Here is a 15894-nt window from a genome sequence, read left to right on the forward strand (position 1 = left end):
CGTCAAACAAAAACAATGACATCTAAATGGTGGATTCGTCTAACGGTTAGGACACATGCCTCTCACGCATGTAATACGAGTTCGATTCTCGTATCCACTACAAAAGCTCTCAACCTATTGGTTGGGAGCTTTTTTTTATATACCTTCGCTACCCGATAGTATCCTAAGATTTTTATTATACACTTAAATTATATCATGAAAAGTAAAAAGACCGTCTTTCTGACCGGAGCCACCGGGACGATGGGCCATGCCGGATTGGTCGAGTTGTCCAAACGGCTAGATCGTTTTAATATAACACTCTTGGCTCGTCCGAGCAAAATCAATAAAGAGAAGTTGGCCACCTATGAGGCTATGCAAGGGATCCGTATCGTTTGGGGAGACTTGACGAGTTATCAAGATGTCTTAAATGGAGTAACGGGGGCGGACTACGTATTACACGTAGGTGGAATGGTTTCGCCGGCGGCGGATTATTTCCCTAAAAAGACCTTGAAAGTAAACACGACCGCCGCTCAACACATCGTGGATGCCGTAAAAGCGCAACCGAACGCAGATCAGATCAAGGTAGTCTATATCGGCTCCGTGGCGCAAACCGGCCACCGTAACGCACCGGTTCATTGGGGACGTACGGGAGATCCGATCAATATAAGTGTCTATGATCATTATGCCATCTCAAAGACAATAGCCGAACGTATTTTCGTGGAGTCGGGTATTAAACATTGGGCGTGCCTTCGCCAAACCGGTATCTTATGCCCCGAATTATTATTCAAGGGTTCGGACCCAATCACATTCCACGTACCGCTAGACGGCGTGCTGGAATGGGCTACCGCCGAGGATTCCGGTCGCTTACTAGCGAATGTATGCGAGGAAGAGGTGCCGGATGAGTTTTGGAACCGTTTCTATAACATTAGTAGCGGCCCATCTTTCCGCCTGACGAATTATGAGTTTGAGAGTAAATTGTTAAAAGCGATCGGCTGTCCCGCCCCGGAGAAAATATTCGAACCGAACTGGTTCGCTATCCGTAATTTCCACGGACAATGGTATACCGATTCAGATCTATTAGAAGGATATCTGCATTTCCGCAGTAACCAAACTTGCGACGATTATTTTAAATGGATGGCCAGCCAAGTCCCTTGGTATTTCCACCTAGCAAAGATCGTCCCTCCTATCTTCATAAAACTGGGTATGGGAGCCATCGCTAAAAAGCCGGGACTGGGAACCCGTAACTGGATCAAGAACAGACACCAAGATCGTATATCCGCCTATTTTGGCTCGTATGAGGATTGGCAAGCAATCCCGGGTTGGGATAAGATCCGGACAAAACGCCCCTCCGAAACACCCGTCTTTCTGGATCATGGTTATGATGAAAGTAAGCCGAAGTCGGAATGGGATATCGAGGATATGCGTAAAGCCGCAGAATTCAGGGGAGGAAAATGCTTGTCCCCGGCCATGACAAAAGGAGACTTATCGACTCCGCTCGATTGGGAATGCCAATTCGGTCACCGTTTTAAGGCCTCTCCCACATTAGTATTATTAGGAGGCCATTGGTGCCCGGAATGTTTACCGCTCCCTTGGAATTACGACGAGATCGCTAAAGGAAATCCGTTCTTTGCCCAAGTATGGTATCCATTCCACGATAAAAAGGAACACAATGTATACGATGAATCCATATTCGCTGACTTCAAGGAATAAAATTCAACGCATCAAGAGATTTTTGTTTTTTAGATTATTTATCTCAACGCAACATACTTTTACCGGATATTATCTGTTATAACAATATAAGCACTATATACCATAAACATAAAAACAGATTTTATCATGACAAAAGGATCGATCGGATTAAATGCAGGAGCTATCTGGAATTTGCTTTCAGATGGCCAACATTGGAGTTTTGAGGCGTTGAGAGCAAAATCCGCTCTAACAGATGCGGATCTATGGTCCGCTATCGGTTGGCTCGCTAGAGAAAATAAGATTGAAATTGATAACACCAGCAGCCACCCTATCTTCTGTCCGGGTACCAACTTTTATTTTTAAATGACATTTATGATATTTCATTGCGAAGGATTTCACTTTCTTCGCAATGAAATCTTCAAAAAAGTACTTACTTTGTAACCCTAACGAATAAAAACAATACGATTATGAATCCTACTTTCGGAGCTTCCATCCTTTCTTGGATACCACCTATGTGGACACCAGAAGGCGGTCTTTTCGCCATCCAGCAAGCATCTGCCGCCGGTTTTGATTTACTGGAAATCTTATTGCCTCCTTCCATGGAGTTCGACGCTCCAACCGTAAAGCGACAATTGAAACAACACGGATTGAAGGCGACTTGTTCTCTCAACCTTCCCCAAGAAGCGCATATTCCTTTTTATCCCAAGGAAGCGACTCGCCTGATCAAGGCGGCGCTGGATAAAGCGAGCGAACTGGAGGTTGATTACTTGGGAGGGGTCTTACATTCCGGCATCGGGGTCTTCTCCGGCAAACAGCGAACACGGGAAGAAGAGAATACGCTTTGTGAGGTATGGGCGGAGGTTGCCGAATACGCCGGCCGATCCGGAATCACGATCGGTATAGAGCCGATCAATCGCTATGAAAGCTATATGTGTACCTCCGCGGAGGAAGTCTTGCGCTTTATCAAATGCGTAGACGCTCCGAATTTATCTTTGCATCTGGATACTTTCCATATGAATATAGAAGAGACTAGTTTCTATGAACCGGTTATCGCCGCAGGCAGCCGACTTCGCCATATTCACATGACTGAAAGCGACCGGGGAATGCTGGGTGAAGGAAACGTACGCTGGGATGATTTGTTCCGGGGACTACAAGAAATCGATTTCAATGGAAACTTAGTTCTGGAGAATTTCTCCAATTCCGTTCCCGGCATGGCGGTAGCCGTATCTCTTTGGCGTCCATCTAAATACAACGCAGATGAGCTAGCTAAAGGCAGTCTCGCTTTCATGCGTAAGATGACATGCGAACATCAATAAGGCATCAATTACTGCAACCGGCTTTACAGTAGTACTGCAAGGCCCGTGCAGTAAATCTCCATTTAGAAAGTAGCGCGAAGTCCTATCATTTAAATAACCGCTGAACGACAGCGCTATCTCCATCATTCGGGGCGGGCTGTATATTCAATAAGCGTGCGATCATCAAATAGAGGTTCACGTTCGCCATTTGCGGAACCTCTACGTGTTTCTTGAACGAGGGACCTGCCGCATAGAATATAGCCTCCATCTCCGGTGTAAAATTATCGTAACCATGTGTCGCCGCATAACGGGGAGATGATTTCTCGCGGAATTGCACATACGTTCCAATATGTGGAGAAACAACCAGATCACTAACTCGAGGATTCTTTCCGTAAACCAATTTCTCTGGGATCTCGTTTTTCTTCCATACGGTTATATTCGGCACTTTCTGTAAAATCGCATAGGCAGTATCCACATAGGTTTTCTTCGGATATAATAATGTAGGAACGCCATCAAAGACATAATCGAAACTATCCCGGGGTAGATAATCATTCAAGTTCACATATCTCTCGGGATAATAGGTGGCCATTCCATGATCCGAGAGAACGATAAAATCGATCTTATCGAAAATATCCAGCTTACGGGCTTCCGTGAAGAAATGATTCAAGACTTTATCCAAGTTCTCTACCACATCCAAGGTTGCCGAGGAATCCGGGGTAGCGGAATGACCTATCGCATCCGGCTCTTCCATATACCACATAATCAAATGAGGACGTATATCTTCCGGCAACTTCAGCCAAGAGATCACGGAATCAGCACGATCTGAAAAAGAAACCGATTTATCAAACGGCTTCCATATTGAAGGCTGGCCACTCGCCAAAGGCACCTCGCTACCGACCCAATAGAAGGAAGCGGTACGAACCCCTTGGCGTTCCGCCGTATTCCAAATAGGTTCTCCACCATAAAATCGCGGATCCAGGTTTCCCATACGGTATGAGCTATCAAGCTCCGCGTCATAAAAGAAATTATTTACCAAACCATGGTGATCCGGATGCAATCCGGTAGCCATGCTATAATGATTCGGGAAAGTCACGCTGGGATAACATGGGCGAAACGTGGAGCGAACCCCTACATTCGCCAAAGAATCCAACGTCGGAGTATGAGCACGTGAGGGATAATCAGAGCGGAAACCGTCCATTGATAAAACTACGACATAACGATCCGATTGTTTTTTCGTTTGGCAACCGGTAAAAGCCAATGAACAAATACAAAAGAAACTAACGAGTAAGAACTCAATACGATTATTCCACATATCATTAAATTAAAAAAGAGGTCCACAAAGATAGTGAACCTCTTCTAATTATTAAATTTTATCTAATGAAAGATTTTTTTTAGAAGATATACTTGATACCGAATTGCATTTGCCAACGAGACACATCGTTCAAATTATCCTTGAAGGTTTCGTCCAAATCTTTCGCCATCGTATACTTCAACGTATAGTTGTTCGCCGCACTCGGGCCTTGTCCTTTCGGGATCGTCAAGAACTGATATTGCTGATTACCCAAAACGGTTGTTTGTACCACACCCCAGTTACGATTCAACAAATTCAAGAAGTTGGCGATATTGAAACTAAAGCGCAAGGTATGTGAACGACCATTCTTCTGGTAAATCTTTATATCATGAGAAACACTCAAATCCAACTGATTCGCAAACGGAGCGACAGCACCGTTACGTTCGGCATACTCACCTCTATGTTTGCTCAAATAAGGATCTTGCTCGATAAAGGCATTCATCGCTTTCCATGCATCTTCTTGGCTATCGAAATCGCCCGGTAACAAATGATCTTTTACCTCGTCAAAATTCGCGGGGATATACATCAAGTCATTGGAGAACTGAGAATCGCCATTTGCGTCACCATTATAACAATAAGAATAACGGAACGGACGATAACGCTGATAGATCAAACCAAAACTTGTTGCCGCATATTTACTCCAGTTAGCCGTATAAGAAGCGGACAATAACAAACGACCATCAAAAGAACCTGCCGTATAACCTACTTCTTCCGCATTTCCGTCCAAGGCCGCACGGTACTTCCAAGCGGAAGTCGCCACAGACGATGTTCCGTCTGTTACACCTCTAGACTGCCCGAAAGAGTAAGATCCATTCAAATACAATCCCTTCAAGATTCCATCAACAAAGTTTTTCTGCAACTGGAAGGTCGTATAAAGCGAATGTCCTTTGCTGGTATTACGCAGCATCACGACATGATTTGCGGCCTTTTGATTTCCTTCCCTATCGCTATAATAGCCATTATAATATGGACGTGCGTTACCCGCTCCACCGTCATTTACAAATTGCTCGGTCCGATACAATCCGATATTGTCATGATAAATAGCGTTAATGTCTTTTGAATACAGCAACTCTACGGTAGCTACCCAGCCATCACCAAACTTATAATCGGCAGCGATATTACTTTTCCATAAGCTCGGATATTTAAAGTCCGGATCCGTAATCGCTATATCCGAACGGGTAGCGCTACCTTCAGCCGGTTTATAAGTATCCATATTTCCGGTAAAACCTAGCGAAGGTCTGCCATCGCTAATGATATTGTCATTCTTGTCCTTTACCACCCGGACATTCAAGTCACCAAACAAAACGCCATTGTTGCCGGCTTGATTACTGATCCATACATAAGGTGGAGTACCCGTGAAGAGTCCCGTACCACCACGGATCTGCAAACTTCCATTCTCATCGTCAAACGGTTTGTAGTTAAAACCGAATCGAGGAGAGAACTGAGGTTTGGCGTTCGGATATTTAGAAACATCGATCTTGATGCCATCCCGATAGGTCTCGGCGGCGACTTTATCATTCGACTGCAAATCAGTCATAAAGAACGGAACATCAATACGTAAACCTAACGTCAAGTTCAATTTATCACTTACCGTCCACTTATCTTGGGCATACAAACCTAACTGGAATACATTTATCTCGGCGAATGGAAAATCATCCGTCATCGAATATCTTTGCGCATAGTACTGGTACCCCGTAGAAGAAGAATTCGTAATACCTGTCACATTGGAACCAAATCCAAAATCTTTCGGATTAAACTCACGGATATCAAATCCTTGTACACTTCCGTTATGAGCGGCCATGTATTGTTTTGTAGCCAATACGTTGAACTTAAAATCATCGACAGAGTTAAATACCCAAGAACCCGGATAGTTTTGAGCGAAACCATTCTTAAAGGCGCGATAGTCACTTTGCGTTCCAACCGTAATCTGATGTTTGCCAAAATTCATCAAGAAGTTATCCTGTATCTGCCAGATATCACTGTTCAACTGGTTATTATAGGAGTTTGCCTCGGTTCCGAAAGTCGTATAAGCATTGTTATCACCATCCAAGATATCCACTTGCGGGAAGTAACCACCATCCATATCGCGATAATCACGCAAACGGGAATAACCGATCTTCAAATAATTAGACATACGGTCATTAATGGTCGTATTCAAGTCAGCCATCCAAATATTGAAGTTATTATTCGTCCGGTAGAAAGAAGAAGAGAACGGAATAGCGAACGCATTCGGTCCACGTCCGTTATTCGGCGCACCGGAAGTAGAAGGGTTATTCGTATTAAACGATTTCAAATAATAATATTTTAAGCTCAACACATTATTTGAGTTGATATTCCAGTCTAAACGAGCCGTGATTCGATCCGCTTGAGTATTTGTCTTATTCACGTCGAATTTACCCGGATTATACCCAAGCTCATCACCTAAGAAATCAGATAAACCCTGCAAGACTGTCGCATCCGCCGCAGAATTAGCGGTCGTATAAGAAATCGGTTCCTCCTGACGATCCATCTCACCATTGATGAAGAAGAATAACTTATTCTTAATGATCGGACCGGATAAACTGATACCGTATTGGTGATTAGAGAACTCTGAAACACCAATCGTCTCATCCTTCACACGATATCCCATCATAGACGGACTCTTCGTGTACATATATACAGAAGCATGAAACTCATTCGAACCGGATTTCGTTACGGAGTTAATACCCGCACCCGTGAATCCTCCATTTCGAACATCAAAAGGAGCGATCATCACCTGTACCTGCTCGAGCGCCTCCAAAGAAATCGGTTCCGTACCGGAAGCTCCAAGAGCAGAAGCCAGACCAAACGAGTTATTAAAGGAGGCACCGTCCACCGTTACATTATTAAAACGGTAAGAGACACCGCCAAAATTCTTACCGCTACTCATCGGGGTTAATTTCACGAAATCATCCAAAGAACGGTTAATCGTAGGCAGCTTATCCATCTTCTCACGAGTGATGATTTCCTGCGCACCTGTACGACTTCCTGAAATAATGGGGTTCTTATCCGCAACCACGACTACCTCGTCGAGAGCTTGGGTATCTTCCCGCATTACTACATTCAGTTTCAGATCCTCACCCAAAACCAAGTTTATTCCTGTCCGGCTCTCCGTATTGTATCCAATATAAGAGAACTCTACCACATAAGGGCCTCCGATACGAAGGTTGTTAAAAGAATAAGAACCATTCGGCTGGGTAATCGTGTAGTATTCGGTACCCGTTGGCGTATGCGTAGCCTTGATATTCACTCCGATCATCGCTTCCGATGATGTATCCGTGACTTTACCACTCATACTCGCCGTCGTCACCTGAGCATGTATGGATATTCCCACGCACAACAAAAGTAACGTTAAAAGTAGATAAGTTTTCCTCATACAAGAAGTATTTATATTTAAAATAATTATAACATTTTTGTATATCGCCGCAAAGATAGGGATTAGATATCTCTTTTTGTCACAAACTATATATAATATTCATAGCATTAACATTCCTCACACAGATCTCCAGATTATTATTTTCAACCAACCACATCCATAATCCAACAATATGCAGGAAAAGCGTCTATAATTCTTTTAAATCACCGCCCAACAGGGAATGTTAGTTAAGAATCATCAAATTAAAAATTTCATAAAGAACCCTCTTGTTTTGCCAATACAAGCCATCCATCTCCGAATAAGGACATTACTCAATTCCGCCCCGTCACAGCAACTTCATGAATATGAAACAAGTATTAAATAAGAAACATACAATGATATTAAAAAATAACCCATAACTTTGCGAAAGTTTTTATTACATTAACTATTTTAAATTATGAGCAGACATTTACAGACGCTATTCCTTTTAGCTGTACTGAGTTTCTTGTTTGTCATCCCGACACAAGCGCAGGTAACAACAGCCAGTATGAGTGGAACAGTTATGTTTCAAGATGAACCCGTTATTGGTGCGACCGTTTTGGCGGTTCACGAACCTTCTGGGACAAATTATGGTACGATCACAAACGTTGACGGACGCTTTTCCTTACAAGGTATGCGTACAGGAGGTCCATACAAAGTTACGATCTCTTACGTTGGTTATCAATCTGCCGTTTATTCCGGCATTACCCTGCAATTGGGAGAGAACTACAACTTGAATGTTAAGTTGAAAGAATCTTCCGAGACCTTGGACGAGATCGTAATCACAGCGGCGAAAACGAAGTTCAATACGGAAAAGACGGGTGCGACAACCAATATCTCCTCGTCACAGATCACCTCTTTACCCACCATTAACCGTAGTATCTCCGATATCGCACGCCTTTCTCCTTATGCCTCCGACATGAGTTTTGCCGGTGGCGATGGCCGTTCCACGAACTTTACGGTAGATGGAGCGAACTTTAATAACAACTTCGGCCTTTCGGATAATCTTCCCGGAGGCGGTAACCCGATCTCTATGGACGCTATCGAGGAAGTACAAGTGGTAATCGCCCCGTTCGATGTCCGCCAGACAAACTTCATTGGTGGCGGTATCAACGCTATCACCAAATCCGGTACAAACACATTCAAAGGTTCCGCTTACACTTACTTCCAGAACCAGAATATGCGAGGAAACTCAATCGATGGAGAAGACTTGGGCGCACGTGCTAAGGAATCCAAAACGATTTACGGAGCTACGTTCGGCGGTCCGATCATCAAGAATAAATTATTCTTCTTCGCCAATGTAGAAGTGGAAAAACAACCGCAACAAGTGATCAAATGGAGAGCTCGTACTGAAGGAGAGCAACCGGACGAGAATAACTACATATCTCGCACTACACTCTCCGACATGCAAAAGGTATCCGATTTCTTAAGAGATAAATATGGTTATGATACAGGATCAGCCACGAACTTCCCCGCAGACGAAAAGAATTTGAAATTGCTAGGTCGTATCGACTGGAATATCACGAATGGCCATAAATTGAGCGTACGGTACAACTATACAAAGAATACCGCATGGAACGCTCCTAACGCTAACTCTATGGATGGTGGTTCCGGCTCTCGTCTGTATAATACAAGCCGTGTAGGTTACCAATCCATGTCTTTTGCTAACAGCATGTATTCCCAAGACAATAAAGTGTCTTCCGTATCCGCTGATTTGAACAGTCGCTTCTCTGATAAGATTTCCAATCAGTTACTTTTCACTTATACGGATATCGAGGATATGCGCGGAACCAACTCTTCCCCTTTCCCCTTCATTGATATCTTGGCAGGTAAAGATGCGGAAGGTAACCAAATTATGGAGCCTTATATGAGTGCCGGATATGAATTATTTACTTACAACAACGGCGTGAAGAACAAGATCACAAGTGTTATCGATAACTTCACTTACTTTGCCGGCGACCATAAGATCACAGCTGGTATCAGTTTCGAGCACCAACTTGCTAGCAATGCTTATATGCGCAACGGCACGGGATATTATCGTTACAGCAGCTTAGATGATTTCTTGAACGGTGCCGCTCCTGAAACGTTCGCATGGACATACGGTTACAACGGTGTTTCCGACCCGAAAGCTCAGGTTACTTTTAACCAGATCGGATTCTACGCACAGGATGAGTGGAACATTCGCCCGAACGTGAAGTTAACTTATGGTATACGTTTCGATGATTTAATTTTCGACAATAGCGATCTTCAAAGAAACGACGCAATCTACGATCTTGATTTCGGAGGCAAACATATCGACACCGGCAAATGGCCTAAGTCTAGAATGCAAATATCCCCTCGTGTAGGTTTCGTTTGGGATGTGTTCAAGGATAATTCCTTAAAAGTACGTGGTGGTACAGGTATATTTACCGGACGTTTACCCTTGGTATTCTTTACGAATATGCCGACAAACTCGAATATGGTACAAAATGCCGTAGTATTCGGCACAAAATATGAGAATGGAATTGCGGTAAGTCATGATTCCCGTCTGGATCAATTGGCTGGCGGCATGATTACGAATGTAGATGATGCGATCAAGAAATTCGGCCTTCCTACCACGATAGAGAATCCGGTTGCCGGTTCTAAGATCTCTGGCGTAAAGGACAACTTCAAGATGCCACAAATATGGAAAACCTCCTTGGCTGTAGATTATCAGCTCCCTACTTCCTTCCCATTATCCGTAACCGGCGAGTTCATCTATAACAAGAACATCAATGCCGTAACCCTTGAGAATATCAACATCAAGGACCCGTCAAATTGGGAACATTTTAACGGAGCGGATAACCGTTTGATTTATCCATCTGATTATACGTATGTATCCGGTAAGAATGCGGTTGTATTAACTAACACATCCAAAGGACATGGTTATACCGCCAATGTTACGATTAACGCTCAACCCGTAGAGGATTTGAACATGATGTTGGCTTATACGCACACGGAATCCAAAGAAATTTCCGGTCTTCCGGGTAGCGACCCTGTATCTACATGGCAGGGAATGTTAACGATAGACGGACCGAATTTCGCGACCGTACAACGTTCACGGTATGTAGTGCCCGACAAGGTAATCGCAGCGGTCAATTATAATCTGCCCTTCCGCCATAAAGGTCTGCTCAGAAAAACAAGCTTAAATCTGTTCTATTCCGGTTATTCCGCTTCCGGATATAGCTTCGCTTATACAAATGATATGAATGGTGACGGTATCAATAATGATATGATGTATATCCCGAAAGATGATAGTGAAATCAAATTCAAGAATGAAGCAGATAGAACCGCTTTCTGGAACTTCGTAGACCAAGATTCTTATTTAAAGAATCACAAGGGAGAATACGCTGAGGCTTATGCCGCACGTGCACCTTGGGTACATCGTTTCGACCTTCGTATCACGGAAGATTTCTCATTCAAGGCAGGTAAAACCGAACATCATTTCCAATTGAGCCTTGATTTCATGAATATCGGTAATATGATCAACTCGAAATGGGGTGTAATGAAGAACGCATCTTCTTCCAACGGTTGCCGTATCTTGAAATATGAAGGCATGGATGATAACAAGACTCCAATTTTCTCCATGTATAAGATCAATGGTGAATATCCGACTGAGACTTATTCTTATAACCGTATCTATACTGAATGCTGGAAAATGCAGGTTGGTATCCGTTACATCTTTAATTAATCAAGAGATATAACTCCATAAAAAAGGCGGGAAATAAATTTTCTCGCCTTTTCTATTTCATCATATATCCTCTCCCCCTCGCAAGGCATCCGCTATATCTTGATGCCGCTGGGCTAATTCGTCCTCTCCGATCGCCCGGAAACCCTCCGCCAGATATTCGTGGGAAGCCGCATGTTTAGGTTTGATACTTACCGCCTGCTGGAAATCCAGAATAGCTTCATCGTAATATTTGAGCTTCAATAGGCATTTTCCACGGTTATAGCGGGCCTTAAAAGATTTCGGACTTAATTTTACCGCTTTGTTTAAACAAACCTGAGCGTCGTAGTCCTCACCTATATCCAATAAAGTAACCCCTTTGCGTACCCAAGCTTCCACATAATTCGGATTCAAATTCAAGGCTTTATCAAAACAACGAATAGCGGCATTCGCGTCATGGGCCTTCGTTATGCACTCGTTACCCATCAAGTAATATTCATGTGCATACTCTTTCTGGGTCTCACGAAGCGAATGCAATTCTTCCCTCAGAGCCTTAATCTGTGCCTTTTGACTATTCAAGGCTTGCAATTTCAAACGAAGCAGCCGTTGTACCATCGGATTATCCAATTCATTCCGTTTAGATACGGCGGCGGCAAAAGCCTCGACCGCCTCTTTCATATTACCCTGCCGAAAACCCTGAGCCGCCCGACCATATTGCAATTCCGCCTCGCTCTCTTTGATACTTTTCTCTATTAATGCTTGGTTATTGAATATTTGGCTGAATTCTACGATCTCTTTCCGGATAAAGATATCCCGGGAAGAGATCTTGCTTTTTAGCACCAATCCTTCCAATGAAGTACAACGACTCAACGCCACATAGGTTTGTCCCCCGGCAAATACCCCTCCGGTCAAATCAACTACCACCCGGCTAAAAGTCAAGCCTTGACTCTTATGCACCGTGATCGCCCAAGCCAAACGAATCGGCAATTGTTCGAACGTACCGACAATCTCTTCCTCGATCCGTTTCTCTTTCTCGTTATATTTGTATTTATAATTTCGCCATGAGGTAGGTTCGACCAAATGTTCTACACCGCTCTCCAGCAAGACATAAACATTTCCATTCTCATCGATACCCGATACCATACCGATCGTCCCGTTCACCCAACGACGCTCATAATCATTATCGATAAAAATAACCTGCGCCTGTTCCTTGATGGATAAATTCAGCTGGGTAGGTAGTGAGGATTCTGGAAAATCCCCCTCGATCTTTCCCACGGAGACGTACTCTTCTCCGGGAAGCTCGGCCAACTTCTTCTCATTGATAAAATCAACCTGATCCCGGCGAGTGGCCAACGTGATATACATATCCTCATTCTGAGGCTCGAAAGACGGAAAATAACGACCGTTCAACGTATCCAACTCCTGTTTTCTAGCGGCATTATTACGAATCCGATCCAATATATTGATAAAAACAGAATCGGTCTGGCGATACACTTTTTGCAACTCGATCGGCACTAAATTAATGTCCTTGAACACACGAGCCGAGAAAAAGAAAGGGCTCGCATAGAACAAACTCAATATCTCTTTTTGATCCGACGGAACAACCGGTTCCAACTGGAAGACATCTCCCACGAACAATAGCTGCTTTCCGCCAAAAGGCAATCGCATATTACCGGAATAGACCCTCAAGATACGATCTACACAATCAATAATATCCGCCCTCACCATCGATATCTCGTCAATGATGATCAAATCGACCTCCGCGATAATTTTCCGTTTCTCCTTCGGATACTTAAAAAACTCAAAGATACGACCATGAGACAAACTTAAATCCGGATCATCCGGCAACATCGGCCGAAAAGGGAGCTTGAAAAAGGAATGCAAGGTAACGCCGCCCGCATTTATGGCCGCTATTCCGGTAGGAGCCAGCACCACATACTTTTTCTTCGTATGATTGCAAATATACTTCAAAAAAGTAGACTTGCCGGTCCCTGCTTTCCCTGTCAGGAAAACAGACTGGCGAGTGTGGGTGATCAGTTGCAAGGCATCCTGAAACTCCTTATTGTTCGTGTCTAACTGAAAGTCCAAGTATATAATTTTTAGATGAGACAAAGCTATGAAAATATTTACAGATCACTCTAATAATATCCCTCAAAATATTTGGCAGTCTCCATAAAAATCACTTATTTTGTGATATCAAATTAATATCAAAAACAAATCATCATGAAAGCAACCGAAAAGACATTCAACGGACTGAGAATCTCGGGGTTTATTGCTCTTTTTCTCCTATTGGCTCTATCGGGTCTCTGCTGCTATTTAATCGCAGGCACCAACGGGACTTGGAGCGTAATCACCGGCATCGTCGGACTCTGCCTGTTAGTGGTTTGTTTATTGGGATTCATGGAAATCGAGCCCAACAATGCCCGAGTAATGCTCTTTTTCGGAAAATATAAAGGGACAATTACTGATAACGGATTTTTCTGGGTCAATCCACTTTACAGCAAAAAGAAAATCACGTTACGTGCCCGTAACTTAGATGTCCCTCCTATCAAGGTTAACGATAAGGTCGGTAATCCTGTTATGATCGGGGCCGTGATGGTATGGAAAGTCAAGGATACTTATAGAGCGATGTTCGACATCGATTCTTCGTCCATTAGTATCTCTTCGAATAAATCATTCATATCAATGGGAGAATCCTCTGAATTATCCCAACGAATGCAGAATTATGAGAATTTCGTGCAGATACAAAGTGATGCCGCCATCCGTAAGATCGCTGGCATGTATGCCTATGATTATAACGAGAGCAAAGATCCCGTGACCTTACGGTCCGATGACGGGGAGGTCGCTCAAAAGCTGGAGGAGGAATTAAACAGCCGTCTGGCGATAGCAGGTATTGAGGTATTGGAAGCCCGTATCAATTACTTAGCGTATGCTTCCGAGATCGCCGGAGTCATGTTACGCCGCCAGCAAGCGGAAGCAATTATCGCCGCCAGAGAACGGATCGTGGAAGGAGCGGTTAGCATGGTTCAACTCGCCTTGAACAAACTGGATAAAGACAATATTGTGGAACTGGATGAGGAACGAAAGGCCGCAATGGTCAGTAATCTGTTGGTTGTCCTTTGTGCTGACGAGGCAGCGCAACCTGTCGTAAATACCGGGACTCTACATCATTAATGTAAGAATTTAATATTAATACTAGTATATGGCCAAAAAAGATAATACTGTCAAAAGCTTCATCCTGCGGGTGGACGCTGATATGATGGAAGCTATCGAAGCTTGGGCTGCGGACGAATTTCGCAGCACCAATGGCCAAATCCAGTACATTCTGGACCAAGCCTTACGAAAGGCAGGACGGTTGAAGAAGAAAAGACTGCCCCGGCCACAAAACGACGACAAGTCATAAAAAAAGCCTGATCGAAAGATCAGGCTTTTTTATTAACGGCTAATGAACAGCCAAGCATCTTTATACTTTTCTATTTTTCGAAGTGTCGCCATGTAGCTCTCGGCATCCGCCCGGTTATTAAACTTATCCGCATAAATACGATATTTACCATCACGAACCACCTTGCTTACATTTTTACATTGCGCACGGTCTACACCGGATATATACTCATTCGCCTGCTCCTCTGTCGGGAAACTCGCTATCACGATATGATACATCTTCTTTGGTGCCACGGATTTCACTTTCGGAGCGGGAGCAACAAGCTCTTTCTTTACCTCAGGAGCAGAAGCCGCTTTGGCAATCTCTGTCTCCTTAGTCGCTTCTATTTTGGGAGTTACCTCCGCTACCATCTCGTCCTCTTGGGATACTTGAATTTCCTCCAGCTGAGAAATCGGTTCCTCAAACCTATAATTTATCATCTCCGTAGGAACAAAACTAGCTGTATAAGCGGACAGGTTTACTTCTTTCACCGGAGTCGAAACCACAAAGAATAATGCGACAGCAGCAGCTGACGCCGCAACAACCCGAATCAACTTACGACTAACCGGGATATAGAACACATCTTTCTTTTTCTTACCCGTAAGTAAGGCAACCTCTTCCCGCTCTTCCTCCAACGATCGCAAAACCGGAAAATGAAACGATGATAAACCATACGAATCCGCATTAAATACCCCAGAATCGCCCGGCGTAAAAATGGTCTGCCCTTCCTCTCCTATAGAGAAAGTCCCGATTCGCCCCAATGTTATCCGCTTGTCTTGTTCCAAAGAAACATTCAAAGCCTCGATATCCTCTTCCAGCATCAATTGAGCTTTCCGGTAATCAACGCCATACGTCTGCATATACGACTCGGAAAGCAAGCCGTCTGTATGCTGTAGCGTTACATTGAACATAACCTCTTTACGCATCGGCCGAAACGAATGTTCCTCTTCCTCATACGTCGCCGGCAAGATTTGCAGCACGAAACCACCAAACTTCGGCAAGATCACACAATCATGCGTCAGCAATAAGCGTTCAATATGTGTTATTATCCTTAACATAGAG

Annotated in this window: 10 protein-coding genes and 1 tRNA gene; 7 read left to right on the forward strand and 4 right to left on the reverse strand. The window is 43.8% G+C overall.

What is annotated here, in order from left to right; genetic code table 11:
• Window positions 1-28 precede the first annotated feature (28 nt).
• The 4 genes from BDI_RS11510 to BDI_RS11525 all read left to right on the forward strand — a co-directional run bounded on the left by BDI_RS11510 (window position 29) and on the right by BDI_RS11525 (window position 2984).
• Window positions 29-100, forward strand: a tRNA-Glu gene (locus tag BDI_RS11510).
• 95 nt (window positions 101-195) lie between these two features.
• Window positions 196-1689: an NAD-dependent epimerase/dehydratase family protein gene (locus BDI_RS11515; protein WP_011966809.1), complete on the forward strand. Its 1494-nt coding sequence runs from the start codon at window positions 196-198 to the stop codon at window positions 1687-1689.
• Between the two features lie 126 nt (window positions 1690-1815).
• On the forward strand, window positions 1816-2031 hold the full coding sequence (locus tag BDI_RS11520; protein ID WP_005854120.1) for a winged helix-turn-helix domain-containing protein: 216 nt from the start codon (window positions 1816-1818) through the stop codon (window positions 2029-2031).
• Window positions 2032-2135: 104 nt separating this feature from the next.
• Window positions 2136-2984, forward strand: a complete 849-nt coding sequence (locus tag BDI_RS11525; RefSeq protein WP_011966810.1) for a sugar phosphate isomerase/epimerase family protein — start codon at window positions 2136-2138, stop codon at window positions 2982-2984.
• Window positions 2985-3069: 85 nt separating this feature from the next.
• Here BDI_RS11525 and BDI_RS11530 read toward each other — a convergent pair whose 3' ends face one another.
• Window positions 3070-4275, reverse strand: coding sequence for an ectonucleotide pyrophosphatase/phosphodiesterase (locus tag BDI_RS11530; RefSeq protein WP_008779972.1), 1206 nt, complete (start codon window positions 4273-4275; stop codon window positions 3070-3072).
• 79 nt (window positions 4276-4354) lie between these two features.
• Window positions 4355-7708 carry a TonB-dependent receptor gene (locus BDI_RS11535; RefSeq protein ID WP_011966811.1) on the reverse strand — a complete coding sequence of 1118 codons (3354 nt, stop codon included), beginning with the start codon at window positions 7706-7708 and terminating at the stop codon, window positions 4355-4357.
• Between the two features lie 436 nt (window positions 7709-8144).
• On the opposite strand from BDI_RS11535, the gene BDI_RS11540 reads away from it, so the two are divergent.
• A complete protein-coding gene (locus BDI_RS11540; protein ID WP_008779970.1) occupies window positions 8145-11435 on the forward strand; it encodes a TonB-dependent receptor in 3291 nt (1096 codons plus the stop codon).
• A gap of 60 nt (window positions 11436-11495) precedes the next feature.
• Here BDI_RS11540 and BDI_RS11545 read toward each other — a convergent pair whose 3' ends face one another.
• Window positions 11496-13499 carry a tetratricopeptide repeat protein gene (locus tag BDI_RS11545; protein WP_005867205.1) on the reverse strand — a complete coding sequence of 668 codons (2004 nt, stop codon included), beginning with the start codon at window positions 13497-13499 and terminating at the stop codon, window positions 11496-11498.
• Window positions 13500-13634: 135 nt separating this feature from the next.
• Between BDI_RS11545 and BDI_RS11550 the strand changes: the two genes are divergently transcribed.
• A complete protein-coding gene (locus BDI_RS11550) occupies window positions 13635-14585 on the forward strand; it encodes an SPFH domain-containing protein (protein ID WP_011966812.1) in 951 nt (316 codons plus the stop codon).
• Between the two features lie 28 nt (window positions 14586-14613).
• Window positions 14614-14814, forward strand: coding sequence for an Arc family DNA-binding protein (locus BDI_RS11555; RefSeq protein ID WP_005854106.1), 201 nt, complete (start codon window positions 14614-14616; stop codon window positions 14812-14814).
• A 32-nt stretch (window positions 14815-14846) separates the two neighbouring features.
• Here BDI_RS11555 and BDI_RS11560 read toward each other — a convergent pair whose 3' ends face one another.
• Window positions 14847-15890 (reverse strand): SPOR domain-containing protein, encoded by a 1044-nt coding sequence (locus BDI_RS11560; RefSeq protein ID WP_011966813.1) that lies wholly within the window; start codon window positions 15888-15890, stop codon window positions 14847-14849.
• Between the last annotated feature and the right edge of the window lie 4 nt (window positions 15891-15894).

The organism is Parabacteroides distasonis ATCC 8503 (assembly GCF_000012845.1).
Classification (GTDB): domain Bacteria; phylum Bacteroidota; class Bacteroidia; order Bacteroidales; family Tannerellaceae; genus Parabacteroides; species Parabacteroides distasonis.

Bases quoted from the DNA above. Each gene is read 5' to 3' on its own strand.
- BDI_RS11515 (WP_011966809.1), top strand. From the start codon at position 196: ATGAAAAGTAAAAAGACCGTCTTTCTGACCGGAGCCACCGGGACGATG.
- BDI_RS11520 (WP_005854120.1), top strand. From the start codon at position 1,816: ATGACAAAAGGATCGATCGGATTAAATGCAGGAGCTATCTGGAATTTG.
- BDI_RS11525 (WP_011966810.1), top strand. From the start codon at position 2,136: ATGAATCCTACTTTCGGAGCTTCCATCCTTTCTTGGATACCACCTATG.
- BDI_RS11555 (WP_005854106.1), top strand. From the start codon at position 14,614: ATGGCCAAAAAAGATAATACTGTCAAAAGCTTCATCCTGCGGGTGGAC.
- BDI_RS11550 (WP_011966812.1), top strand. From the start codon at position 13,635: ATGAAAGCAACCGAAAAGACATTCAACGGACTGAGAATCTCGGGGTTT.
- BDI_RS11530 (WP_008779972.1), bottom strand. From the start codon at position 4,275: ATGTGGAATAATCGTATTGAGTTCTTACTCGTTAGTTTCTTTTGTATT.
- BDI_RS11540 (WP_008779970.1), top strand. From the start codon at position 8,145: ATGAGCAGACATTTACAGACGCTATTCCTTTTAGCTGTACTGAGTTTC.
- BDI_RS11535 (WP_011966811.1), bottom strand. From the start codon at position 7,708: ATGAGGAAAACTTATCTACTTTTAACGTTACTTTTGTTGTGCGTGGGA.
- BDI_RS11560 (WP_011966813.1), bottom strand. From the start codon at position 15,890: ATGTTAAGGATAATAACACATATTGAACGCTTATTGCTGACGCATGAT.